The sequence below is a fragment of the Acinetobacter seohaensis genome, from assembly GCF_056431365.1.
Genome location: NZ_JBWKMK010000042.1, coordinates 91,184 through 114,695 on the forward strand (window position 1 = coordinate 91,184; position 23,512 = coordinate 114,695).

At 42.6% G+C, this 23,512-nt stretch carries 19 protein-coding genes; 9 read left to right on the top strand and 10 right to left on the bottom strand.

The genetic code is table 11. The features are described from left to right. Positions 1-129 precede the first annotated feature (129 nt). The 7 genes from AC07E5_RS07235 to rplU form a co-directional block, all read right to left on the bottom strand. A complete protein-coding gene (locus AC07E5_RS07235; RefSeq protein WP_019837057.1) occupies positions 130-609 on the bottom strand; it encodes a tRNA (cytidine(34)-2'-O)-methyltransferase in 480 nt (159 codons plus the stop codon). Between the two features lie 89 nt (positions 610-698). After that, positions 699-2,069: a siroheme synthase CysG gene (gene cysG, locus AC07E5_RS07240; protein WP_498625120.1), complete on the bottom strand. Its 1,371-nt coding sequence runs from the start codon at positions 2,067-2,069 to the stop codon at positions 699-701. Between the two features lie 63 nt (positions 2,070-2,132). Beyond that, the gene (gene serS / locus AC07E5_RS07245) at positions 2,133-3,404 is read right to left on the bottom strand and encodes a serine--tRNA ligase (RefSeq protein WP_104853137.1); all 1,272 of its coding nucleotides are present in this window, start codon (positions 3,402-3,404) and stop codon (positions 2,133-2,135) included. 430 nt (positions 3,405-3,834) lie between these two features. Further along, a complete protein-coding gene (locus AC07E5_RS07250) occupies positions 3,835-4,632 on the bottom strand; it encodes an RsiV family protein (RefSeq protein WP_498625121.1) in 798 nt (265 codons plus the stop codon). 456 nt (positions 4,633-5,088) lie between these two features. After that, complete coding sequence (gene lolA, locus AC07E5_RS07255) at positions 5,089-5,787, bottom strand: outer membrane lipoprotein periplasmic chaperone LolA (RefSeq protein WP_096902723.1); 699 nt, start codon at positions 5,785-5,787, stop codon at positions 5,089-5,091. A gap of 230 nt (positions 5,788-6,017) precedes the next feature. Next, on the bottom strand, positions 6,018-6,272 hold the full coding sequence (gene rpmA, locus AC07E5_RS07260; protein WP_004760935.1) for a 50S ribosomal protein L27: 255 nt from the start codon (positions 6,270-6,272) through the stop codon (positions 6,018-6,020). A 19-nt stretch (positions 6,273-6,291) separates the two neighbouring features. Continuing rightward, a complete protein-coding gene (rplU, locus tag AC07E5_RS07265; RefSeq protein ID WP_004972275.1) occupies positions 6,292-6,603 on the bottom strand; it encodes a 50S ribosomal protein L21 in 312 nt (103 codons plus the stop codon). 471 nt (positions 6,604-7,074) lie between these two features. On the opposite strand from rplU, the gene sdsA reads away from it, so the two are divergent. The 8 genes from sdsA to AC07E5_RS07305 all read left to right on the top strand — a co-directional run bounded on the left by sdsA (position 7,075) and on the right by AC07E5_RS07305 (position 17,798). Continuing rightward, positions 7,075-8,052 (top strand): All-trans-nonaprenyl-diphosphate synthase, encoded by a 978-nt coding sequence (gene sdsA, locus AC07E5_RS07270; RefSeq protein ID WP_104853134.1) that lies wholly within the window; start codon positions 7,075-7,077, stop codon positions 8,050-8,052. A 12-nt stretch (positions 8,053-8,064) separates the two neighbouring features. After that, entirely contained in the window at positions 8,065-10,125 is a 2,061-nt protein-coding gene (locus AC07E5_RS07275) for a site-specific recombinase (RefSeq protein WP_004972279.1), read from the top strand. A gap of 142 nt (positions 10,126-10,267) precedes the next feature. After that, positions 10,268-10,885 carry a phosphatase PAP2 family protein gene (locus AC07E5_RS07280; RefSeq protein WP_004972280.1) on the top strand — a complete coding sequence of 206 codons (618 nt, stop codon included), beginning with the start codon at positions 10,268-10,270 and terminating at the stop codon, positions 10,883-10,885. Positions 10,886-10,906: 21 nt separating this feature from the next. Further along, on the top strand, positions 10,907-12,169 hold the full coding sequence (locus AC07E5_RS07285; protein ID WP_180112143.1) for an efflux RND transporter periplasmic adaptor subunit: 1,263 nt from the start codon (positions 10,907-10,909) through the stop codon (positions 12,167-12,169). 13 nt (positions 12,170-12,182) lie between these two features. Then, positions 12,183-15,362, top strand: coding sequence for an efflux RND transporter permease subunit (locus AC07E5_RS07290; protein WP_004972283.1), 3,180 nt, complete (start codon positions 12,183-12,185; stop codon positions 15,360-15,362). Further along, positions 15,362-16,807: a multidrug efflux RND transporter AdeIJK outer membrane channel subunit AdeK gene (gene adeK / locus AC07E5_RS07295; RefSeq protein ID WP_498625127.1), complete on the top strand. Its 1,446-nt coding sequence runs from the start codon at positions 15,362-15,364 to the stop codon at positions 16,805-16,807. The genes AC07E5_RS07290 and adeK overlap by 1 nt, the downstream gene beginning before the upstream one ends. A 141-nt stretch (positions 16,808-16,948) precedes the next feature. Then, positions 16,949-17,305: a YbjQ family protein gene (locus AC07E5_RS07300; protein ID WP_004972285.1), complete on the top strand. Its 357-nt coding sequence runs from the start codon at positions 16,949-16,951 to the stop codon at positions 17,303-17,305. Between the two features lie 31 nt (positions 17,306-17,336). Then, positions 17,337-17,798: a YbjQ family protein gene (locus AC07E5_RS07305; protein ID WP_253116383.1), complete on the top strand. Its 462-nt coding sequence runs from the start codon at positions 17,337-17,339 to the stop codon at positions 17,796-17,798. 27 nt (positions 17,799-17,825) lie between these two features. On the opposite strand, the gene AC07E5_RS07310 is transcribed toward AC07E5_RS07305, so the two are convergent. From AC07E5_RS07310 to AC07E5_RS07320, 3 genes are all read right to left on the bottom strand, one after another. After that, positions 17,826-18,560: a PA3715 family protein gene (locus tag AC07E5_RS07310; RefSeq protein WP_096902728.1), complete on the bottom strand. Its 735-nt coding sequence runs from the start codon at positions 18,558-18,560 to the stop codon at positions 17,826-17,828. 115 nt (positions 18,561-18,675) lie between these two features. Then, complete coding sequence (locus AC07E5_RS07315; RefSeq protein WP_179988541.1) at positions 18,676-19,482, bottom strand: SDR family NAD(P)-dependent oxidoreductase; 807 nt, start codon at positions 19,480-19,482, stop codon at positions 18,676-18,678. Positions 19,483-19,524: 42 nt separating this feature from the next. After that, positions 19,525-20,193, bottom strand: coding sequence for a hypothetical protein (locus AC07E5_RS07320; RefSeq protein WP_498625124.1), 669 nt, complete (start codon positions 20,191-20,193; stop codon positions 19,525-19,527). A 251-nt stretch (positions 20,194-20,444) separates the two neighbouring features. Between AC07E5_RS07320 and AC07E5_RS07325 the strand changes: the two genes are divergently transcribed. Beyond that, on the top strand, positions 20,445-23,339 hold the full coding sequence (locus tag AC07E5_RS07325) for a valine--tRNA ligase (RefSeq protein WP_498625125.1): 2,895 nt from the start codon (positions 20,445-20,447) through the stop codon (positions 23,337-23,339). Positions 23,340-23,512 lie beyond the last annotated feature (173 nt).

Sequence of the window (23,512 nt, forward strand, 5' to 3'; positions counted from 1 at the left end):
ATAAGTTTTTATCAGTAAAATAACCAAAAATAAAAAAGCTGAGTACAATTTTATCTCAGCTTTTTGTTCATCAACGCAGATCATTGATACTCAAGATCGCACTAAATTTGAAATAAATTAATGGTCAAATTAGAGCAATACTTTAAAACCTTGCTGACGCCATGCTTCATACACAATCACAGCCGTTGCATTAGACAAATTTAAACTGCGTGAGTTTTCTGCCATTGGTAAACGAATCCAGTGCTGCTGCGGAAACAACATGCGTACAGCTTCAGGCAAACCGCGAGTTTCAGGCCCCATCAACAAGGCAACAGGTCGGTTTAAATCTGAAGTATGTGGTGTTTCTGTACCTTTGGTGGTCAATGGATAAATCGCATCCAAGCCCACACCTTTACGATCTAAATCAGCCAAACATTGCTCAAGATTGTCCCAAATTTGCATACGTGCCCATTCGTGATAATCCAAACCTGCACGTTTCAGCTTTTTATCATCCAATTCAAAACCTAATGGCTTAATCAAATGTAATTGCGCACCTGTATTGGCACATAAACGAATGATATTGCCTGTGTTAGCTGGAATTTCAGGCTCATATAAAACAACGTGGATCACAAATTTTCTCTACTTTTCACAATCTCTCCTAAGCTCCCTTAAAAATGTAGCAACTCTCCTCTTTTAAAAGAGGGATGGCGAGAGATTCATTACCATTTTAACTGTTCACGTAAATTGACCACCTCACCAATAATGGTCAAGGTAGGCGCCTGAATTTGGTGCTGTTCGACTTTGCTGGCAATATTCGCCAACGTCCCCACTACCACTTTTTGTTCAGGTGTCGTGCCTTTAGAAATTAAAGCGACAGGCATATCCGCCCGTTGTCCATGCGCAATCAGTTTTGCACAAATGCTTTCTAAGCCAACCAAGCCCATATACAGCACCAAAGTCTGGTGTTCATACACCAATTCTGACCACGGCAATTCAGGCGAACCTTCTTTTAAATGCCCAGTAAGGAAACGCACACTTTGCGCATAATCTCGATGAGTCAGTGGAATGCCTGCATAAGCCGAACAGCCCGAGGCTGCGGTGATGCCCGGTACGACCTGAAATGACACACCTGCTTCATACAATTCTTGAATTTCTTCACCGCCACGCCCAAAAATAAACGGATCGCCACCTTTTAAACGGCAAACTCGCTTACCTGCTTGTGCATATTTCACCAATAATGCATTGATGCCTTCTTGCGGTACAGCATGGTTAGAACGTGCTTTTCCGACATAGACTTTTTCGGCATCACGGCGACACAATTCTAAAATAGGTGCAGACACCAAACGATCATAAATCACCACATCGGCTTGCTGCATTAAACGCAAGGCTTTTAAGGTCAGTAACTCAGGATCACCTGGCCCTGCACCAACCAAATACACCTCGCCTTTCGGTGTTTGCCATTCCGCTAAAGCCTGTTGGATACTTTGGTTTGCCGCTTCAAGATTGTCGTTGAACACCTGTTCTTTAAGAGGACTAGCATATAGCTCCTCCCAAAAAATACGGCGCTCATCTGGATTTACAATTTTCTGTTTTACTGCGGCACGCCACTGACCTGAAAACTCTGCCAGTTTGCCCATACCATGCGGAATGGTACTTTCCAGTTGTGTACGAATTTGACGTGACAATACAGGCGATGTGCCATTACTCGCGACTGAAATCACCAAAGGCGAACGGTCAATGATGGCAGGCACCATAAAACGGCAATGTGGTGGATCATCAACACTATTGACCAGCACATTTTCGGCTTCGCAAGCTGCAAAAACTTGCTGATTGACCAAATTGTTATCCGTTGCAGCAATCACCAAACGATAGTGACGTAACGCAGTAGATGGACTAAAAACATCCTGTACATACTGCCCCTGACTTTGTTGCACCAGTTGCAATAAATTGACATCAATTTCAGGGGCAAGCACATCAACTTTTGCGCCCGCTTTAGCCAGTAACACCGCTTTGCGATAAGCAATATGCCCACCGCCCACAATCAGACAAGGTTGCTGCTGCAACTTTAACGAGATTGGAAAAATATCCACACTAAACCTCAATATTTAAATCTGATTGTAAGCAATTTCACCCTAAGTCGACCTGCACTCAACTTAGTCAATAAACTCTAAACCGCCCATGTACGGACGTAATACTGCAGGAATTTCAATCGAACCATCGGCACGTTGATAGTTTTCCATAACAGCCAATAAAGTACGTCCTACCGCCAAACCTGAACCGTTTAATGTATGCACAAATTCAGTTTTCTTTTGGTCGGCACGGTAGCGTGCTTTCATACGACGCGCTTGGAAATCCCCCATGTTTGAGCATGATGAAATTTCACGGTAAGTGTTTTGACTTGGCACCCAAACTTCTAAGTCATAGGTTTTGGTTGCGCCAAAGCCCATATCGCCACCACATAGAATAATTTTACGGTACGGTAAACCAAGTGCCTGCAAAATACCTTCTGCATGTCCAGTCAATTCTTCTAAAGCCTGCATTGAGGTTTCTGGTTTTACAATCTGCACCATTTCGACTTTATCAAATTGGTGCTGACGAATTAAACCACGAGTATCGCGACCATAAGAACCTGCTTCGCTGCGGAAACAAGGGGTATGAGCGGCATATTTTAATGGCAAGCGTTCAGGATCAATGATTTCATCACGCACAAAGTTGGTTACTGGAACTTCGGCAGTTGGAATTAGATAGTATTCTTTTTCACCTTGTAGCTTGAACAAATCTTCTTCAAATTTAGGCAGCTGACCAGTACCACGCAATGAATCTGCATTGACCAAATACGGTACATACGCTTCGGTATAACCATTTTGAACAGTATGCGTATCTAACATGAACTGTGTAATCGCACGTTGTAAACGCGCCAATGGCCCTTTCAGAACGCTAAAACGAGAACCTGTTAATTTGGTTGCAGTTTCAAATTCCAAACCACCCATCATTTCGCCAAGGTCGGTATGATCTTTAATTTCAAAATCAAACTGGCGTGGTGTACCCCATTTCAATACTTCCACATTATCAGCTTCATCTTTACCTTCAGGCACAGACTCATCTGGCAAGTTTGGAATAGACAATGATTTAGCTTCTAACTCATCTTGTAACTCTGCCAAAGCCACTTCAGCGGCTTTGATTTCATCGCCAATAGCAGCCATGCGAGCCATAATTTCAGAAGCATCACCACCTGCTTTTTTAATCTGACCGACTTGTTTTGCGCCCGAATTACGCTCTGCCTGTAATGCTTCGGTTTTAGATTGCAATTCTTTACGACGTGCTTCAAGTGCTGCCCACTCTGCCACATCTAATTGCACACCACGTTTTGCCAAGGCTAAATTTACAGCCTCAATATTATTTCTGAGTAATTTCGGGTCAATCATAGCCAATCTTGGAATAAGAAAAAAACTGGCTATAGTGTAAGCGCTTCGGGTTAAAAAATACAGTAACCCGATTCACGGCTGCACCTTATTACAGCAATCTCTGCGTATTTTTGTGTAGGGTCTGTTGACAATTCGTCTATGTTTGCGACAACGCATATTTTTTAGCTGATATAAGGCATGAGACAGGAAATTTAGTCATTCTAAATGACTGGCACATAACGCAATAGCAGCAAAAAATATGCTTGTCCTTCGCTGCGCCTTGCGCTGCAAACAAAGCAGTGCTTGTTTTTGCTCAGGCTGTGGCTAAAACTTTCTCAGATTGCGTTATGAAACTTGGAAATAGACCCACTATTCCCTGCGTTGCATGCCTGATCTGCTCAGTTTTAGCCTACAGCGCAAGCCATTTATGAAATGTCAACAGACCCTAATTTTATTGGCGAGGATACTGCGGCAAACTTGGCAAATATTCAGGCTTAATTAATTTTTCCGTCGCATAGTAAGGCAGAATCAACTCAGGCATACCTTCTGCATAAGATGCTAATTCATACAACGGATAGACAAAGACCAAACCATTAGCGCCATAATAAAAATTATCGCTCAATTTAAACTTTTCACGGGAAATATCATGTTCATCTAGCCAGTTATAATTATGGTTAAATAATTCTTCTGTCATTTTGGCTTCCGTATTGGGCAGCATAATATCTTGCAACGCCAAACGCTTTTTCTGTTTTAAATCAAAAGTCACAAATTCTTGGTGATGAATACCATGCGCCGCACCCGCAGGGTAACTATAGCTTTGCAAACTAAACGTCGCTAAATTGGCATGTTGCCCGATATAACGCACATAGCTCGAACTCTGACTCAGTCGCATAGGATCGGTTTCTTCTACCTTTGGCGTTGCAGTTGATGCCGCAGCTTCAGAAAATGCAATTGGGTCTGCCTTTTGCAAACGCTGCATAAAATATTCATCAATCCACGCCACATTGGTTTTTACTGTCTGAATATCGTAAGCAGTACAGCCTTCTTCATCACAAATTTGCTGTTGTGGCAATTTAAGCGCCACCACTTTAGCTTGAATCACAGGAATCTCGGCTGTGACAGATGCAGGCGCAGCTTGCTCTGCTTCGGTTTTAGAAGTTGCCTCACTCTTTGGCTGACATGCAGTCAATAGCAATACTGAACTTAAAGCGACAGCACCCAAAAACACCTGTGATTTTAAATATTGCATTAAATTCCCCTCAGCCACGATTCACAAAGTCTAATGATTTGAAATGCAAGCCTGCACAAATCTTGCGATAAAATTGGTTCAATTGAATTAGTCAAGACTATAGATAACTCTCGCTGTTCAATGCTAGAGCAGTTGTGTAACGGAATAATCGGGGGATAAAGTTGCTTAAAATTAATGCTCATATTTTTGTATGATTATTTTTATTTTTTCATTATAAATCAAAATATTGATAACACATCATTAGTGCAAAATGATGATCTGTGATGACTCAGTCTATATCCTGCATATTGCAAAATGTGAATTATCCCAAGATTTATCCACAGAAATTGTGGATTTCTCGGGAAGAATATTCAAATAAATTTCCGCTATGCTGAAGCTGAAAACCTTCTCCCTGTGGGAGAAGGCTAGAAAGGGACAGCAAATTATGCTTAAAAAACAACGTACGGAAGCATTCGATTATTGATCAATAATGTCCGTGCCTTTTGGTGGAGTAAAATTAAAAGTTGAGGCTGGTATCGCCGCATTGACTTTTACATTATTAAAGCGCACATGCGTGGTTTGTCCCAATGAATCCTGCAAAATCATTAAGGTTGGCGCGTTACGTGCACCAAAACTAATGGTTAAACTTTGAAATACGCCATCATCACTTTTTGGATATAAGGTGTAATAGGTTTTTGATTTATTCGGCTGGGTCACACGATACGACTGCATGATTTGATTAGTATTACCCGAAAGCAACAATGCAGGCGTATTTGCCACTTGATCATCTAGGCTTTGGCGTACCGCTTGCTGTAAGTCTGGATCATAAATCCATACGGTTTTGCCCGTAGTCACAATTGTCTGTTTAGCTGGACTGGTGGTTTCCCAAAAGAATTTACCCGGACGTTCAACTTTCATAACCCCTTTAAAATTCTGGTTCATGTGTTGTGCCGATAAACCACGGTTTGGCAAAGCCTTGCCATTGTTGCTGACTTTGGTGGTTTGCTCAAAATTGGCGGTAAAACTTTTAATACCATTCAATTGTTTAACAAGGTTTGCTGTCGCTTGTTGCTCCGATGCTGCCACTGGCGCAGCAAACACTGTAGTACTCATGATTGGCGCTAAAGTGGTTGCACCCAATGCCACAGCACACATCGTTTTACGAAGCATATTCATAGATTCACCTTTTTATATTTGCTCAATCGCAATGTTTTGGATGTCCCATCTTAAACCAATTTCTGGCGCTAATATGATAGAAAATAAGAAGTTTTGTATGCTTATTAATATAAAATGTAGAAATTTATCCATCATGATGAAGAACTAAAAGTTATCCTTTGACCCTAATTTTCCATCATACAAGCATAAAAAAACCCACAATCACTTGTGGGTTTTTTCACTATTTCAGCTTACGCTTCAACAGATACGTAGCGACGGCCAAATTGACCTTTCACTTCGAATTTTACTACGCCGTCAGCAGTAGCAAATAAAGTATGGTCACGGCCCATACCTACGTTTGCACCAGCGTGGAATTCTGTACCACGTTGACGAACGATGATGTTACCAGCAGTTACAGTTTGACCACCGTAAACTTTAACACCTAACATCTTAGGATTCGAATCACGACCGTTCTTAGTCGATCCACCGGCTTTTTTAGTTGCCATGTCTATTTACTCCTAGTGATTAGCCTGCAATACCAGTAATTTTCAACTCGGTAAACCATTGACGGTGACCTTGTTGCTTACGGTAGTGTTTACGACGACGCATTTTAACAATACGGATTTTGTCGTGACGACCATGACCAACCACTTCTGCAGTTACTTTAGCGCCAGCAACAACTGGAGCACCGATTTGAACGTTGTCACCGTTTACAACCATTAATACGTCATCAAACGTAATAGTTGCGCCAGTTTCAGCTTTCAATAATTCAACTTTAAGGGTTTCACCCTCAACAACACGGTGCTGTTTACCACCGCTTTGGATTACTGCGTACATAATGTACTCCAAACATGCCCGTGTCGTCGTGCCGATAAAGGGATATATCGATCTTAAAACGAACGCCACTGGGGGTTATTCAAGGGCAAGGATTTTAAGCGATATTCGCACAAACAACAAGCCATTTACGGCAATTATTGCACAACAAGGTTGATTGTTTAATACCCAGCCGCGCAAATGACTTTTGTAGCCTTATCCATCTTCAATGGATCAATCAATATAGACAGATTGTGTTGGCGTAAACTGCTGTGCTTGTTAAAATCAGGCCCAACTTGAGCAAATAACTGAATTTACCCACAAAGTTATTGACTTCATTTTCTAGTAGAATTAACAATTACAGCATTTGGCAGTTGCCTAACTATTGCATTCATTGCGTTATTTTCGCAGACTTAAGCAGTTTTCTTGGCTGTAACATAAGTTACAACTGATTCAACTAAGTTGTCATTCAATATTATTGAGGTTTCTCTTCACATGACCATCGACTTTAAGCAAGACATTCTCGCCCCTGTTGCTTCTGATTTTGCCGCGATGGATACATTTATTAATGAAGGGATTACCTCTAAAGTCGCGTTGGTGATGGCAGTCAGCAAACATGTAGTCGAAGCTGGCGGTAAGCGCATGCGTCCAATTATGTGCCTACTTGCTGCCAAAGCTTGTGGTGCAGAAGATTTAGAACGTCAACGCAAACTGGCTGCAATTATTGAAATGCTGCATACCGCAACTTTGGTGCATGATGATGTGGTGGATGAGTCTGGTTTACGTCGTGGTCGACCTACTGCTAACGCCACTTGGAATAACCAAACAGCGGTTTTAGTCGGTGACTTTTTAATCTCCCGCGCCTTTGACTTATTGGTCGATTTAAACGATTTGGTATTGCTAAAAGACTTTTCTACAGGGACTTGTGAAATTGCCGAAGGTGAAGTTTTACAATTACAGGCACAGCATCAACCTGACACTACAGAACAAATTTATTTAGACATTATTCACGGCAAAACTTCACGTTTATTTGAACTTGCCACTGAAGGTGCAGCAATTTTAACAGGCACGCCACAGTACCGTGAGCCGTTGCGTTTATTTGCAGGACACTTTGGCAATGCCTTCCAAATTATTGATGATATTTTAGATTACACATCAGACGCTGAAACATTAGGTAAAAATATTGGCGATGATTTAATGGAAGGCAAACCAACTTTGCCTTTAATCTCTGCATTAAGAAATACCACTGGCGAACAACATCAAATTATTCGTCGCAGTATTGCGACAGGTGGTACTTCTGACCTCGATCAGGTTATTGCCATTGTGCAGTCCTCTGGCGCTCTCGATTATTGCCGCCAACGTGCCACAGAAGAAACAGAAGCCGCTATTGCCGCTTTAGAAGCACTGCCAGACTCGGAGTATCGTCAGGCCTTAAAGAATTTAGCCTTATTGGCTTTACATCGCATTCAATAATTTAAGCAGCTTATGCATATAAAACTCAACGATTTATTTAGAAAAATGCAAGAACAGCTGGATACACCAAAAGCTGTTCTGGATGAAAATCTGCTGATTGAACTGGTCAATCGTATCCGTCCAAGTGACACTCAAGATTTAGAAGAAACTCATCAAAAGTTTCAAGCTTTCTTACAAGCCTTGCTGCTGACACCCGATGCCAGCTCAACCTTGCAACATTTTGTTTTACGTCTAATCAATCAATACAAACAAACCAGTTTATATGCCGACACGGGAATTTTATCGCTCGATGGTTTTTGGAATCAGTTGTTTCAGCGTTTGGGCGCGCACTTTTTACCGCTGATTAATGATGAAAGCCAACTGCAAGATTTAGTCCGTCGAGTTTTTCCACTACGTAGTGATAAATACTGGCTCGACAATATTGAAGATACCGAATGGCAGCAATTATTTACTTTACTGAATCGCGGACATGGCGGACAAACACAAAAACGCCTGATTCGCAGTGAAATTATTAAAGCTCTAACAGTGCTGTCATATCGGGTCAGCGGCATTGGTTTATATCCTGAATTTATTAGTGCCTATCCTGAACTAAGTGAATATGATTCACCTTTTTTGGCACAAAACCGCGAAATCAACGAGTTTATTCAGCTTTATAAAGTTGCCGATCAACAACACGATCAAATCAGTGCCATTCAACCACCCGATGCCTCTCAAGCTTTGGTGATGATTGACCAATGTCATGATGTCAGCAGTAAAATTCGTCGTGCCACCAAACGAACTGGCGTCAGCATCAGTCTGACCTACTTATTGTCTTTACTTGAACAATGTTTAGAGCGGATTGAACTGTTGCTGAATTTAATCGTGGCGCAAGACAAAGTCCGTTATGTTTCCGCAGGACAGTTACTTGTAGATGTCACTGCGGCACTATATAGCGAACGCAGTGTACGCTCCTTGCTTGCAGAAAACAGTGAGTTAATTGCCTTACAAGTCACTGAAAATGCCAGTAAAACGGGTGAGCATTATGTAAGTACCGACAAAGACGGCTTTTGGGGCATGTATAAAGCTGCGGCAGGTGCAGGTGTTTTAATTGCCACGATGGCGACTTTAAAAACCCTCGCCTCGCGTTTAGTGCTCGCTCCGATGATGCAGGCCATCATCAACAGCATGATTTATTCATTTGGTTTTATGCTGATTCATGTCTTGCACTTTACTGTTGCCACCAAACAACCCGCAATGACTGCTGCAGCATTGGCTTCTACGGTACAGCATCGTAAAGGCTCTAAAATGGCACAAATTGCCGAACTTGCTGCCTTAATTATTAATATTATCCGCACGCAGTTCGTCGCCATTTTGGGCAATATCTCGATTGCCATTCCAGTCGCAGCCTTAATTGCTTTTAGTTGGGATGCCATGTTGCATGAACCGTTGATGTCACATGCCAAAGCATCCAATATGCTGCACGACTTGAATCCGTTTACTTCACTTGCCATTCCACATGCCGCCATTGCAGGGGTATTTTTATTTCTGTCTGGTTTGATTGCAGGTTATTTCGATAACATGGCCGTGTATCGTAAAGTCGGGCCACGCCTAAAAGCCCATCTGCATTTAAAAAAGCTACTCGGACAAGAACGTCTCAATATATTTGCCAATTATATAGAACGAAACTTAGGGGCTTTGGCAGGTAATTTCCTGTTCGGGATTATGCTCGGCAGTACCGCTACGCTGGGTTATATTTTGGGTTTACCGATTGATATTCGCCACATTGCCTTCGCTTCTGCCAACTTTATTCAGGGTTTAATGAATATTAATGGCTCACCTGAAATTGGCCTGATTATTGTGTCCTTTTTAGGCGTGCTGCTAATTGGTTTAACCAACTTATTTGTCAGCTTTACTTTAACCATTATTGTGGCATTGCGTGCGCGTCGGGTACGTTTTGAACAGTGGAAACCTTTGGCAAAATTGGTGCTGACTCACTTCTTAACCCGTCCAAGTGATTTCTTTTGGCCACCGAAACAACCAATTACAGTGGATGACGATTCATCCTCAAATACTGAACGAAATGCTAAAATTTAGTGCACATTTACATTGCGCACAAAGTAACAAAAAAAGAAATTCTTCTCATTTACATTGGCTTGAAATAAAGTGTACTGACTAGTACACTTTATTCCATTCATCAACCGTGCTCAAATCGGTTAAACTTACAGGGATTTTTAGCATGCCTAAAATACTGCTTTATCTCGGTAGTTTACTATTTATAATCAGTGTGTTAGTGCTAAACATTCCAAGTTGGCAACAATTTGATGTTGCCAGTGTGGAGTTTTTAAGTACCCAGCGCACCGCACATTTGAATCAATTGGCAATCACACTTTCTGTATTAGGTGGCATGCCATTTGTATTATTTTTAACCTGCCTATGGTGTTTCTATTTGGCATGGTATAAAAAATACACAAAAATTGTTTTTATCAGTGTAGGACTGGTCGTAAGTATTGCGCTTTCATGGCTGCTCAAATACCTATTCGCGCGACCTCGCCCGCCTGAAGCATTGCATTTGGTGGAAACTTTTGGCGCATCATTTCCAAGCGCTCATAGTTTTTATGCTGCAACTTTAGGTTGTTTGGTGATTTACCTGAGTTTGCAACATCCAGCGCATAAAATTTTGTCTGTGTGCGCGTGGTTATGGATGTTGCTGATGGGCATTTCCCGTGTGTATCTGGGAGTGCACTATCCTTCAGATGTCCTCTCTGGTTGGAGCATAAGTTTTATTTGGATCACATTGTGGTATCTGTTTTGCGCTCAATATCTGCAAGACAAACCAATACATAAGTTTAGATAAAAATCTAATAGAGGTGAAAGAATGATGTCTGCAAAGCTTTGGGCTCCTGCCCTGACTGCTTGCGCATTAGCCACAAGTTTAGCACTTGTGGGTTGTAGCAAAGATCCAAAAGATGCACAGCAAGCAGGTGCAGCTCAGCAAATGCCACCGACTGAGGTTGGCGTACTGGTGGCACAGCCACAAAGCGTGGAACAGTCTGTAGAACTGTCTGGACGTACCACAGCCTTTGAAATTTCAGAAGTTCGCCCACAAACCAGTGGTGTGGTTCTGAAACGTTTATTTACCGAAGGCAGCTACGTGCGTGAGGGTCAGGCGCTTTATGAAATTGACTCACGTACCAACCGTGCCAGTCTAGACAGTAGCCGTGCAGCACTCACCCGCCAGCAAGCGCAATTGAATGTGTTACGCATTAAAGAAGGTCGTTACCGTCAGTTGGTAGGCAGCAATGCAATCTCTAAACAAGAATATGATGACATTGTGGCACAGGTAAAACTTGCCGAAGCCGATGTTGCTGCGACTCAAGCAGAAGTACGCAATGCCGAAATTAACTTAGGTTATTCGACTGTACGTGCCCCAATTTCAGGGCAAACCAACCGCTCTACTGTGACTGCAGGTGCATTGGTTACTGCGAGTCAGGCGGAACCGTTGGTGACTATTCAACGCTTAGACCCAATTTATGTAGACATCAATCAGTCCAGCGCAGAGTTACTACGTTTACGTCAGCAATTGAGTCAAGGTAGTTTAAATAGCAGCAACAACACCAAAGTGAAATTAAAACTTGAAGATGGCAGCTACTACCCTGTTGAAGGTCGTTTGGCTTTTTCTGATGCCAGCGTGAACCCAGAAACAGGCACCGTGACTTTACGCGCCGTGTTCCCAAATTCAAATCATTTATTATTGCCGGGTATGTTTGCCACTGCGCAAATTGTGCAAGGTGTGATTCCTAACGCGATCTTGATTCCACAAGCTGCAATTAGCCGCACCCCAACTGGTCAGGCAATGGCAATGATTGTGAATGCCAAAGGTATTGTTGAGCCGCGTCCTGTAACCACAGTTGGTACGCAAGGCAGCAACTGGATTGTGACTGAAGGTTTGCAAACTGGCGATAAAGTGATTGTCGAAGGTATTGCCAAAGTAAAACCTGAACAGCAAGTGGTCGCTAAGCCGTATCAACCGCAAGGCGCTGCTCCTCAAGCTGCACCTGCTGCACCAGCAAAATCGGGGGATGCCCAACCAGCCTCAGAAGCCCAAGCAACTGAATCAAAAGCTACTTCAAATACATAAGGAGTAGACGTTAATGGCTCACTTTTTTATTCATCGCCCCATTTTTGCATGGGTGATTTCATTGGTAATCATGTTGGCGGGGATTATTACCCTCACCAATATGCCAATTGCCCAATATCCGACCATTGCACCGCCAACGGTCACCATTGCTGCAACCTATCCGGGTGCATCTGCTGAAACTGTGGAAAACACAGTAACGCAAATTATTGAACAACAAATGAACGGTTTGGATGGTCTGCGCTATATTTCATCCAACAGTGCGGGGAACGGTTCTGCATCCATTACGTTAAACTTTGAACAAGGTATCGACCCAGATATTGCACAGGTTCAAGTACAGAACAAATTGCAATCTGCTACGGCGCTCTTGCCTGATGATGTGCAACGTCAAGGCGTGAAAGTGACCAAATCAGGAGCGAGCTTCTTACAGGTTCTCGCTTTTTATTCACCTGATGAAAGCCTGTCTGCCGATGATATTAAAGACTATGTTAACTCTAACATTTCTGAACCGCTGAGCCGTGTTGCAGGTGTGGGTGAAGTACAAGTCTTTGGTGGCTCATACGCAATGCGTATTTGGATGGATCCTGCCAAAATGGCAAGCTTGCAAGTCACACCAAGTGATATTGCTCAAGCGATTCGTACCCAAAACGCACAGGTTGCGGTAGGTCAATTGGGCGGCGCACCTGCAATTCAAGGTCAGGCTTTGAATGCTACAGTAACTGCGCAAAGCTTGCTGCAAACACCTGAACAATTCAGCAATATTTTTCTAAAAAATACCGCTTCAGGCGCTCAAGTGCGCTTGGGTGATGTGGCACGAATTGAACTTGGTGCAGACAACTATCAGTTTATTTCTAAATACAACGGCAAGCCTGCGGGCGGTGTCGCAATTAAATTATCTACAGGTGCTAACGCCCTAGATACTGCTGCTGCTGTGGAAGAACGCCTCAAGCAATTACGTCCTAACTACCCTGCGGGTTTAAAGGATGAGTTGGCTTTTGATACCACGCCATTTATTGAACTTTCGATTAAGAGTGTTGTTAAAACCTTAATTGAAGCGATCATTTTGGTCTTTATTGTGATGTTCCTGTTCTTGCAGAACTGGCGCGCCACAATTATTCCAACTATGGCCGTACCTGTGGTGGTACTGGGTACCTTTGCCGTGATCAATATGTTTGGCTTCTCGATTAACACCCTGACCATGTTTGCCATGGTACTGGCGATTGGTCTATTGGTCGATGACGCAATTGTCGTGGTGGAAAACGTAGAACGTGTCATGGTCGAAGAACATCTTGACCCTGTGGCGGCGACTGAAAAGTCGATGAAACAGATTTCAGGCGCACTGATCGGGATTACCTCGGTATTGTCTGCGGTATTCGTACCTATGGCATTCTTTGGTGGGACTACAGGCGTTATTTATCGTCAATTCTCAATTACGCTTGTGACTGCAATGGTGTTGTCACTGGTCGTAGCGTTGACCTTTACCCCTGCCCTATGTGCCACGATTCTTAAACAACACGATCCAAACAAGCCTGAAAGCAACGGTATTTTTGCGCGTTTCTTCCGCTGGTTTAACCGCAGTTTCGATAAGCTCTCGGTTAAATATCAAGGTGGTGTTAACCGCATGACGCATCATAAAATCTTCTCGGGGGTTTTATATGCAGTGGTACTGGGCATTATTGTGTTAGTGTTCCAAAAACTACCATCATCATTCTTGCCTGATGAAGATCAGGGCGTGGTGATGACATTGGTACAACTCCCACCAAATGCAACTTTGGAACGTACTGACGCCACCATGACCAGCATGACCAACTTTTTCAGAGAAAATGAAAAAGAGCATGTGCAGTCGGTATTTAGTGTTTCAGGCTTCTCTTTCTCAGGCGTTGGTCAAAACGCAGGTATGGCGTTCATTAAGTTAAAAGACTGGAGTGAGCGTACAAGCCCTGAATCTCAAGTTGGTGCAATTATCCAGCGTGGTATGGCACTGAACATGATTGTGAAAGATGCCACTTACATCATGCCATTACAGCTTCCTGCGATGCCAGAATTAGGTGTCAGCTCAGGCTTTAACTTGCAACTGAAAGATGCTGCGGGCAATGGTCATGAAAAACTCACCATGGCACGTAATATTGTGTTGGGTGAAGCGTCTAAAGACCCTCGCTTAATGGGCGTACGTCCAAATGGTCAAGAAGATACACCACAGTACCGTATTATTATTGACCAAGCGCAAGCAGGTGCGGCAGGTGTCAGCATTGCTGAAATCAACAGCACCATGGGCATGGCTTGGGGTGGTTCGTACATCAATGACTTTATTGACCGTGGTCGCGTGAAAAAAGTCTATGTGCAAGCCGAATCTGATTCACGCATGATGCCTGAAGACCTGAACAAGTGGTATGTCCGCAACAACCGTGGTGAAATGGTGCCATTCTCTGCCTTTGCAACAGGCGAATGGACTTATGGTTCACCTCGTTTGGAACGCTATAACGGCGTATCTGCCAAGAACATTCAGGGTGCACCTGCGCCAGGTGTCAGCTCTGGTGAAGCCATGCAAGCGATGGAAGAAATTGTCGCAAAACTTCCATCTATGGGCTTAAACGGCTTTGACTATGAATGGACAGGTTTATCACTTGAAGAGCGTGAATCGGGCGATCAGGCACCATTCCTCTATGCACTGTCATTACTGATTGTATTCTTGTGTTTGGCAGCCTTGTATGAAAGCTGGTCTATTCCATTCTCGGTGCTGTTGGTGGTACCGTTGGGTATTGTCGGAGCATTATTGCTCACCTTCGGGGGCATGATCTTGTTCAAAAACCCGAACCTATCCAACAACATTTACTTCCAAGTGGCAATTATTGCCGTGATTGGTTTATCAGCCAAAAACGCGATTTTGATTGTGGAATTTGCCAAAGAGCTACAAGAAAAAGGTGAAGACCTGTTTGAAGCGACCTTGCATGCTGCAAAAATGCGTTTACGCCCAATCATTATGACCACTTTGGCCTTTGGTTTTGGTGTATTGCCGCTTGCACTTTCATCAGGTGCGGGTGCAGGTAGCCAACACTCAGTAGGTTATGGTGTGTTAGGTGGTGTGATTAGCTCAACCTTGTTAGGGATCTTCTTTATTCCTGTATTCTATGTCTGGATTAGAAGTATCTTTAAATACAAACCAAAACAACAAAATAATCAGGAGCATGTATCGTGATGCAAAACTTATGGTCGCATACAGGCCGTGGTATTGCGGTTTCTGCCCTCGCGCTTGCTTTGACAGCTTGTCAAAGTATGCGTGGGCCAGAGCCCGTCGCTCAGGCAAGTATTCCAAGCAGCTATACTGCTGCTGCATCGGGTACTTCAGTGGCTGAACAAGGTTATAAAGATTTCTTTGCCGATCAACGCTTATTACAAGTTTTGGATATGGCATTGAACAATAACCGTGATTTACGCACAGCGACGCTGAATATCCAACGTGCCCAACAAGCCTATCAAATTACCGAAAACAACCAGTTACCTACCATTGGTGCTAGCGGTGGCGTACTGCGTCAAGATCAAGGTACTGCTTTAGGCACACACACACGCTATAACGTTGGTTTAGGTGTAACTGCCTACGAACTAGATTTTTGGGGTCGTGTACGCAGCTTAAAAGACAATGCATTAGATAACTTCTTGGCAACTCAAAGCTCGCGTGATGCCACACAAATTGCCTTGATTGGTCAGGTGGCGCAAGCATGGCTCAACTATTCTTTTGCCAATGCCAATTTAAAACTGGCAGACCAAACCTTAAAAACACAGCTTGAGTCTTATAACCTCAACAAAAAGCGTTTTGATGTCGGCATTGATAGTGAATTACCTGTCCGTCAGGCACAAATTTCAGTTGAAACTGCACGTAATGATGTCGCCAACTACAAAACCCAAGTCGCGCAAGCACAAAACTTGCTGAACTTGTTGGTGGGCGAACAAGTTCCAAGTGCGTTATTGCCAACGCAACGTGTGACGCACATTACCAAAACTACCGCAATTGACGCTGGTTTACCAAGTGACTTGCTGAATAACCGTCCTGATATTCGTACTGCAGAGTATCGACTGTCGGCTGCGGGTGCCAATATTGGTGCAGCAAAAGCACGTTTATTCCCAAGCATTAGCCTCACGGGCAATGCAGGCTATGCATCAACTGACTTGAGTGATTTGTTTAAATCAGGCAGTTTTGTTTGGGCAGTGGGCCCGAGCATCGACTTGCCAATTTTTGATTGGGGCACACGCCAAGCCAACATCAAAATTTCAGAAACGGATCAACAAATTGCTTTGGCTGACTATGAAAAATCAATTCAGTCTGCATTCCGTGAAGTGAATGATGCTTTGGCAGTTCGTCAAAATATTGGTGATCGTTTAGCGGCACAAAAACGCTTGGTTGATGCGACCAATACCACTTATAAATTATCTAATGCACGCTTCCGCGCAGGCATTGACAACTATTTAACCGTGTTGGATGCACAGCGTACGTCTTATGCAGCAGAACAAGGTTTATTGTTGTTGGAACAAGCCAATTTGAACAATCAGGTGGAGTTGTATAAATCTTTGGGTGGCGGTGTGAAAGCCAACACTTCAGATGCTACTTCGCAACCTGCATCATCGGCAGAACGTAAAGCGCAATAAGCCTTTGCGTCTACCTTAAATTTGCTGCTTAACAGCTCAGATATAAAGACTAAATCAGCTCACTTCGGTGGGCTTTTTTATTGCTTTTTGCAAGCACATTTCATATCTTCAATACGTCTTGTTTTTAAATATTAGAATCTTATGTTGCTTAGTAATCTTGAATCTGTACCAGGTCATCGTATTTCACGGCAAATTGATGTGGTCTATGGCAGCACCGTACGCAGTAAGCATGTGGGGCGTGACTTCTTGGCAGGACTCAAAAATATTGTCGGTGGTGAATTAACGGCTTATACCGAATTACTAGAAGAATCACGCCAAGAAGCGATGGATCGTATGATTGCTAAAGCACGTGGTTTAGGTGCCAATGCTATTGTTGGGATTCGCTTTTCTACTTCAAATATCGCTCAAGGTGCTTCGGAATTGTTTGTTTATGGTACAGCAGTGGTGGTCGAGGCAGATATTCCTAAACTTCCAGACCCATTTCCAGCATCACACTAAAGCAAAGATTATTGAACAGGAATAACATCACATGGATAATTTAATTCTGCAAATTGTTGTCTTTGCGATTTTATTTGCCGTAGGCTTTGGTTTTGGGCGACACAACGAACGCAAACATTTCAAATATTTAGCCGAGCAAGAACTGCGTTTAGGTTATATTCAGATTGATAATAACCGCTTCCAGACCAGTCCCAATTTTGGGCAATTGATACACAGCAATGTGGTCATTTCTCATGATTATTTTAAGTTTGTGATTGCCAATATTCAGAACTTCTTTGGCGGGCGCTTGACCAGTTATGAAAGTATTGTCGAGCGGGCGCGTCGTGAAGCCATCGTCCGTTTAAAATTAGAAGCTGAAAAAATGGGCGCAAATCATATTATGGGGCTGCGTTTAAGCACCACAGAATTGGGGATGCAAGGCGGCATGGTCGAAGTCTTTGCTTATGGAACGGCGGTTCAAAATAGCGTTAGTCAATTCTCTGCAAAACGCTGAGTACATCTTTCAGCGTTTGTAAAGAATTTAGTATAAATACTGATCTCGATAAGGCTGAGGAATTTGATATTGCCGACCATCAAATTTTAAAGTGAAACGCTGTTGAGTAGACACTCGTTTAGTTTCTTTGCAATTTTCTAAATCGCCCGACATTTCATAATGTTGAATACGATCACGTAATTGCATATCAAAATATTGTCGAGTTGTATTTCGCAAGATCATTAAAATAGCTTTGCTTTCTATTACTTTGGCATTACAACGTGTATCGGTTTCTGCCTGATAGCGCGCTACGATTAAGCCGTTTAAAATTTTCTTGTTATGTTGTAAATCATATAAATCGAGTACTTGCGCCGAAAAAGGATTGGCACTTGAACGTCCTGCATAATTCCTTCTTAAACCAATTGCCCTTAAGCTTTCAGAAACTTGATACGGCGCCAAATCTAAATGGATAGAACGCAGTTCAATTGCATCTGAAGGCAAAAGCTCTTTCACGTGATAGATTGAATGAAGCTTTTGCGTTTTACTATTTACGGTTAAAAAAGTCAGCTGATAATCATCTACAGGTTGATCATCTTTTGTCTGAGTTTCAGCATAAGCAATTAAAGTTTGTTCAGTAACATTGGGGAAATCTGCACAAGCCAAAAAGTCCTCATTCACTGTGGTTGTATTTGTGTGCTGTCGTAAAATCTTTTCAATATATTCAGGTTGTTTACACAACGAATCATCGTTTGTTTGTAATTTGGCAAATGTCGTTTGAGTCATCCCTAAGAAAGCGAAAAGCCACGCGCTGATAAAAAAAAACCTTTCATTATTAAACGCATGGCTCATCCTTCTTTTTGTTTTTATTATTTTATTTTGAAGTCACTTTGATTAAAAATTACTTCACTTTGGTTTTACGAATCATTTTATATAAAGTACTTGGCGATAAACGCGACACCAACACGCCCAGTTTTTCTTTAGCGCCCCCGACCACGATATATTCATCGCCTGCCATGAGTGCTTTAACTGTATTTTTAGCAAAAACATCGGCATCTAAACCATTTTCAATGGCTTCATCTTGATGTCCTTGTGGTTTGCCTTCACCATTCAACGCATTAAAAGACACATTGGTATTCACAAATCCTGGGAAAACAACTGAAACCTGTACGCCCTGCTCCGCTACTTCGGCACGCAAACTATTCGCCCACATGTGAATGGCACTTTTCGCTGCAGAATATGACGCGCGATATTGCGTACCCAATAATGCTGCAACACTAGATACAAAAATAATGCGACCATGTTTTTGCTGTAAAAAGGTCGGCAAGACGGTTTTAGTCAGAAAGACCTGAGAAAAATAATCCACTTCCATAATGGTGCGTTCAGTCAGCATGGTCGTATCAGCAATTAAAGCGCGCTGACTTAAACCTGCGTTATTAATTAGCCAGTCAATGCGTCCTTTACGTGCCAACACTTGCTCATACGCATGTAACACCTGACTTTCATTGGTGATGTCTGCACATACAGAAAGATGACGTTCAGGATTCAGCAAACTCACGCGTACTTTTTCAAGTTCTTCATAACGACGTGCGGTTAAAATCACTTGTGCACCTTGTAAAGCACACTCTTTTGCCAATGCCTTACCAATGCCAGAAGATGCACCTGTAATCCACACCACTTTATGTTCCAAGTTTTCCCGTTTTGCCATAACCGTTTGTCCGCGTTATTTAAAAATTTAAGTCATCAAAATTTAAGTCTTAGGTTTTGCAGGATGCTGTAAAAAACCAAGAAAATGGTTCAAATAAATTTCTGCACTTTCTAAATCAAATTGGTTGCCCATTTTTTCCAGACGTTTATAGCCCAGTTGCGTAGTTAACTGAATCACACCGTTTAAGGTTTTATCGACCACCAAATTAAATTTCAGCATTTTTTTCGGATCACGAATTAAACAGCTTACGCCTTGATCAATAATTTGAGTAAACCCTTTAAATGCAGGCGCAATACATGCACTGTTGCCCTGCCGAATTTGCTCAATACAACCCAACGTTTCTTTCATAACAATACTATCGACAGGATAAGTCACAAAACCTTGCCCTTCCTGCTGATACATCATGCTTGCCAGATAATTCACCATAGGCGTTAAGCGTTCATTGCCAAAAAACGACACCGACCATGGCATATATTTTTGCATGGTTTGTATGACTTGCTGAATAATTTTTTCAGATTCACCATCCAGTGAATGACTAGAACGTGACAATTCACCAAAAAGTTGCTCAATAATTTCACAAGAAATATCGGTCAGTACCGCCCCCAAAGCTTTAGATAAACTTTCCGATTCACCTGCATTGAGTTGTTGATGAATGTGTTGAAATCTTTGATATGTTTCTGGTTTTAATTTTAAAGATACAGCATAAGTCATAACTGAACTTGCCTATTTTGACCGTATTGATGTGTTTTCATCTATTTTAAAATCCATTGCTTAAACCCAGTTTAAAACAGTGTTACAGGCAACGGAGAACTTGAAGTTTTTATCATACTTGTCGCCCATCATACGATGAGTTTGCCCAACTGCCAATTGCGATAAGTTTGGCTGAGTTGAATCTCGCTTAGCGGGCAATTTTTTTGCTACAATAGTTGCAATTTTTTATTCACTTTTAACCTGTTCTTACTATGACTGATTCAGCGCAAAATATTGCTACAACCTACGATCCTACCGAGATCGAGAAAAAATGGTACAAGACTTGGGAAGAAAACGGCTACTTTAAGCCGTCTGAAAAAGGCGAATCATTCTGTATCATGATTCCGCCGCCAAACGTCACAGGTAGCTTGCACATGGGTCATGGTTTTAACAACGCCATTATGGATGCCCTCACGCGCTTTAACCGTATGTCGGGTAAAAATACCTTATGGCAACCGGGTACAGACCACGCGGGTATTGCCACACAAATGGTAGTAGAGCGTCAATTGGGCGCGCAAAATATCAGCCGCCATGACTTAGGTCGTGAAAAATTCATCGAAAAAGTCTGGGAATGGAAAGAACAATCTGGCGGTAACATTACCCGTCAAATCCGCCGTTTAGGTTCTTCGGTAGATTGGTCACGTGAACGCTTCACTATGGACGAAGGCTTATCGAATGCGGTGAAAGAAGTTTTCGTGAAATTACACGAAGAAGGTTTAATTTACCGCGGCAAACGCCTTGTAAACTGGGATCCAAAATTACAAACTGCCCTTTCTGACTTAGAAGTTGAGTCGGATAAAGAAGAACAAGGTTCATTGTGGCACTTCAAATATTTCTTTGAAGATAAATCACTACGCACTCACGATGGTAAAGATCACATTGTAGTGGCAACCACTCGTCCTGAAACATTGCTGGGTGATACTGCGGTTGCGGTTGCGCTTGATGATGAGCGTTATTCGCACCTTGTTGGTCAAAACATCATCCTGCCCATTACAGGTCGTGCGGTTCCAATCGTAAAAGATGAGTATGTCGATAAAGAATTCGGTACAGGTTGTGTAAAAATTACCCCTGCACACGACTTCAATGACTATGAAGTGGGTAAACGCTGCGAATTGCCAATCATCAATATCTTCAACAAAAATGCTGAAGTATTGGCTGAGTTTGAATATATTGCGAAAGCAGGCGAACAAATTTCTAAAGCCATTCCTGCACCTGCAGACTACATTGGTTTAGAGCGTTTTGAAGCACGTAAAAAGTTAGTTGAACAGGCTGAAGCAGAAGGCTGGTTAGATCAAATCCAACCGTACACGCTAAAACCACCACGCGGTGACCGTTCAGGCGTGATTGTTGAACCATTATTGACCGACCAATGGTATGTAAAAATTGCACCGTTGGCGCAGCCTGCAATTGAAGCGGTGCAAGATGGTCGCATCAAGTTCGTGCCTGAACAATACAGCAATATGTATATGGCGTGGATGAACAACATTCAAGACTGGTGTATCTCGCGTCAATTGTGGTGGGGTCACCGTATTCCTGCTTGGTACGATGCTGAAGGCAATGTTTATGTAGGTCGCAACGAAGAAGAAGTTCGTGCGAAAAACAATATCTCTGCCGATGTTCAATTAAACCAAGACGAAGACGTACTGGATACATGGTTCTCCTCTGCACTTTGGACATTCTCGACCTTAGGTTGGACGGGTGATGCCAAGAAAGATGCAGAAAACTACTTCTTAAATACCTTCCACTCCACTGATGTATTGGTGACAGGTTTTGACATCATCTTCTTCTGGGTGGCGCGTATGATCATGATGACCATGCACTTCATGAAGAATGAAGATGGCACGCCACAAGTACCGTTCAAAACAGTTTACGTTCACGGTTTGGTACGTGACAGTGAAGGTCAGAAAATGTCGAAGTCTAAGGGCAACGTGCTTGACCCATTAGACTTGATTGATGGTGTTGATCTTGAAACTTTGGTGCAAAAACGTACGACTGGTTTGATGAATCCGAAACAAGCAGCGAAAATTGAAAAATCGACCCGCAAAGAATTCCCAGAAGGGATTCAGGCGTATGGTACAGATGCGGTTCGTTTTACCTTCTGTGCATTGGCAAACACAGGTCGTGACATCAAGTTTGATATGAAACGTGTGGAAGGTTACCGTAACTTTGCCAACAAAATTTGGAATGCAACTCGTTTTGTATTGATGAATGTTGAAGGTCAAACGGTTGGTCAAGAAGCACGTCAAGACCTTTGGGAATTGCCTGAACAGTGGATTGTGAGCCGTTTACAAAAGGCAGAACAAGCCGTTCATCAAGCCTTTGCAACTTACCGTTTAGACTTGGCTGCGCAAGCGATTTATGACTTTATCTGGAATGAATACTGCGACTGGTATGTAGAGCTGACCAAACCTGTTCTGAATGATGAGTCTGTTTCTGAAGAACGCAAAGCTGAAGTGCGTCGTGTATTGCTTGCGGTGATGGAAGCTTCTTTACGTCTCGCTCATCCAATCATGCCGTACTTGACGGAAGAAATTTGGCAAACCCTTGCGCCAATGATTGGCTTGGGTGGCGAAACCATTATGTTGGCAAACTACCCTGTTGCAGATGAAGCAAAAATCAACGAACAAGCCGAAGCGGATATGCAATGGCTACAAGGTTTGATTGGTGCGGTGCGTAACATTCGTGGTGAAATGGGTCTAGGTAATGCACGTTTATTGCCTGTACTTTTACAGAACACGACTGAAGCAGAAAAAGCACAAATTTCTCGTATTGAGCCGTTGTTTAAAGCATTGGCGAAAGTTGAGAGCATCACCTTCTTGGCGAATGTTGAACAACCACCATTGTCTTCTTCTTCTGTAGTTGGTCACGTATCTGTATTCGTTCCAATGAAGGGTTTAATTGACCCTAAAGCGGAATTGGGGCGTCTACAAAAAGACTTAGACAAAGTGCAAAAACAGCATGACCAAATTGCAACTAAACTTTCTAACGAAGGTTTTGTGGCAAAAGCCCCTGCTGCTGTGGTTGAAGGTGAGAAAGTGAAGCTTGCTGAATTTGCAGATCAGTTAGCGAAGATTAAAGCGAATATGGAGCAAATTGCAGCGCTTTAATGTGTTGCTTATTTGATCTTTTTTCTGTAAAAAGAAGCCTTTAGGGCATTGCTGTCCCACAATTTTTCACAAGAGGAAGCTCATTTGAGCTTCCTCTTGTTTTATGGGTATTTTATCGGGTGAAAATAAAGCTTTTAAAGTTCTTCTTTCAAACAAATTCACTTGAATTATTC

Bases quoted from the DNA above. Each gene is read 5' to 3' on its own strand.
- AC07E5_RS07290 (WP_004972283.1), top strand. From the start codon at position 12,183: ATGGCTCACTTTTTTATTCATCGCCCCATTTTTGCATGGGTGATTTCA.
- AC07E5_RS07300 (WP_004972285.1), top strand. From the start codon at position 16,949: ATGTTGCTTAGTAATCTTGAATCTGTACCAGGTCATCGTATTTCACGG.
- AC07E5_RS07315 (WP_179988541.1), bottom strand. From the start codon at position 19,482: ATGGCAAAACGGGAAAACTTGGAACATAAAGTGGTGTGGATTACAGGT.
- lolA (WP_096902723.1), bottom strand. From the start codon at position 5,787: ATGAATATGCTTCGTAAAACGATGTGTGCTGTGGCATTGGGTGCAACC.
- rpmA (WP_004760935.1), bottom strand. From the start codon at position 6,272: ATGGCAACTAAAAAAGCCGGTGGATCGACTAAGAACGGTCGTGATTCG.
- AC07E5_RS07325 (WP_498625125.1), top strand. From the start codon at position 20,445: ATGACTGATTCAGCGCAAAATATTGCTACAACCTACGATCCTACCGAG.
- AC07E5_RS07305 (WP_253116383.1), top strand. From the start codon at position 17,337: ATGGATAATTTAATTCTGCAAATTGTTGTCTTTGCGATTTTATTTGCC.
- adeK (WP_498625127.1), top strand. From the start codon at position 15,362: ATGCAAAACTTATGGTCGCATACAGGCCGTGGTATTGCGGTTTCTGCC.
- AC07E5_RS07275 (WP_004972279.1), top strand. From the start codon at position 8,065: ATGCATATAAAACTCAACGATTTATTTAGAAAAATGCAAGAACAGCTG.
- AC07E5_RS07285 (WP_180112143.1), top strand. From the start codon at position 10,907: ATGATGTCTGCAAAGCTTTGGGCTCCTGCCCTGACTGCTTGCGCATTA.
- AC07E5_RS07280 (WP_004972280.1), top strand. From the start codon at position 10,268: ATGCCTAAAATACTGCTTTATCTCGGTAGTTTACTATTTATAATCAGT.
- AC07E5_RS07250 (WP_498625121.1), bottom strand. From the start codon at position 4,632: ATGCAATATTTAAAATCACAGGTGTTTTTGGGTGCTGTCGCTTTAAGT.
- AC07E5_RS07310 (WP_096902728.1), bottom strand. From the start codon at position 18,560: ATGACTCAAACGACATTTGCCAAATTACAAACAAACGATGATTCGTTG.
- rplU (WP_004972275.1), bottom strand. From the start codon at position 6,603: ATGTACGCAGTAATCCAAAGCGGTGGTAAACAGCACCGTGTTGTTGAG.
- sdsA (WP_104853134.1), top strand. From the start codon at position 7,075: ATGACCATCGACTTTAAGCAAGACATTCTCGCCCCTGTTGCTTCTGAT.
- AC07E5_RS07320 (WP_498625124.1), bottom strand. From the start codon at position 20,193: ATGACTTATGCTGTATCTTTAAAATTAAAACCAGAAACATATCAAAGA.
- serS (WP_104853137.1), bottom strand. From the start codon at position 3,404: ATGATTGACCCGAAATTACTCAGAAATAATATTGAGGCTGTAAATTTA.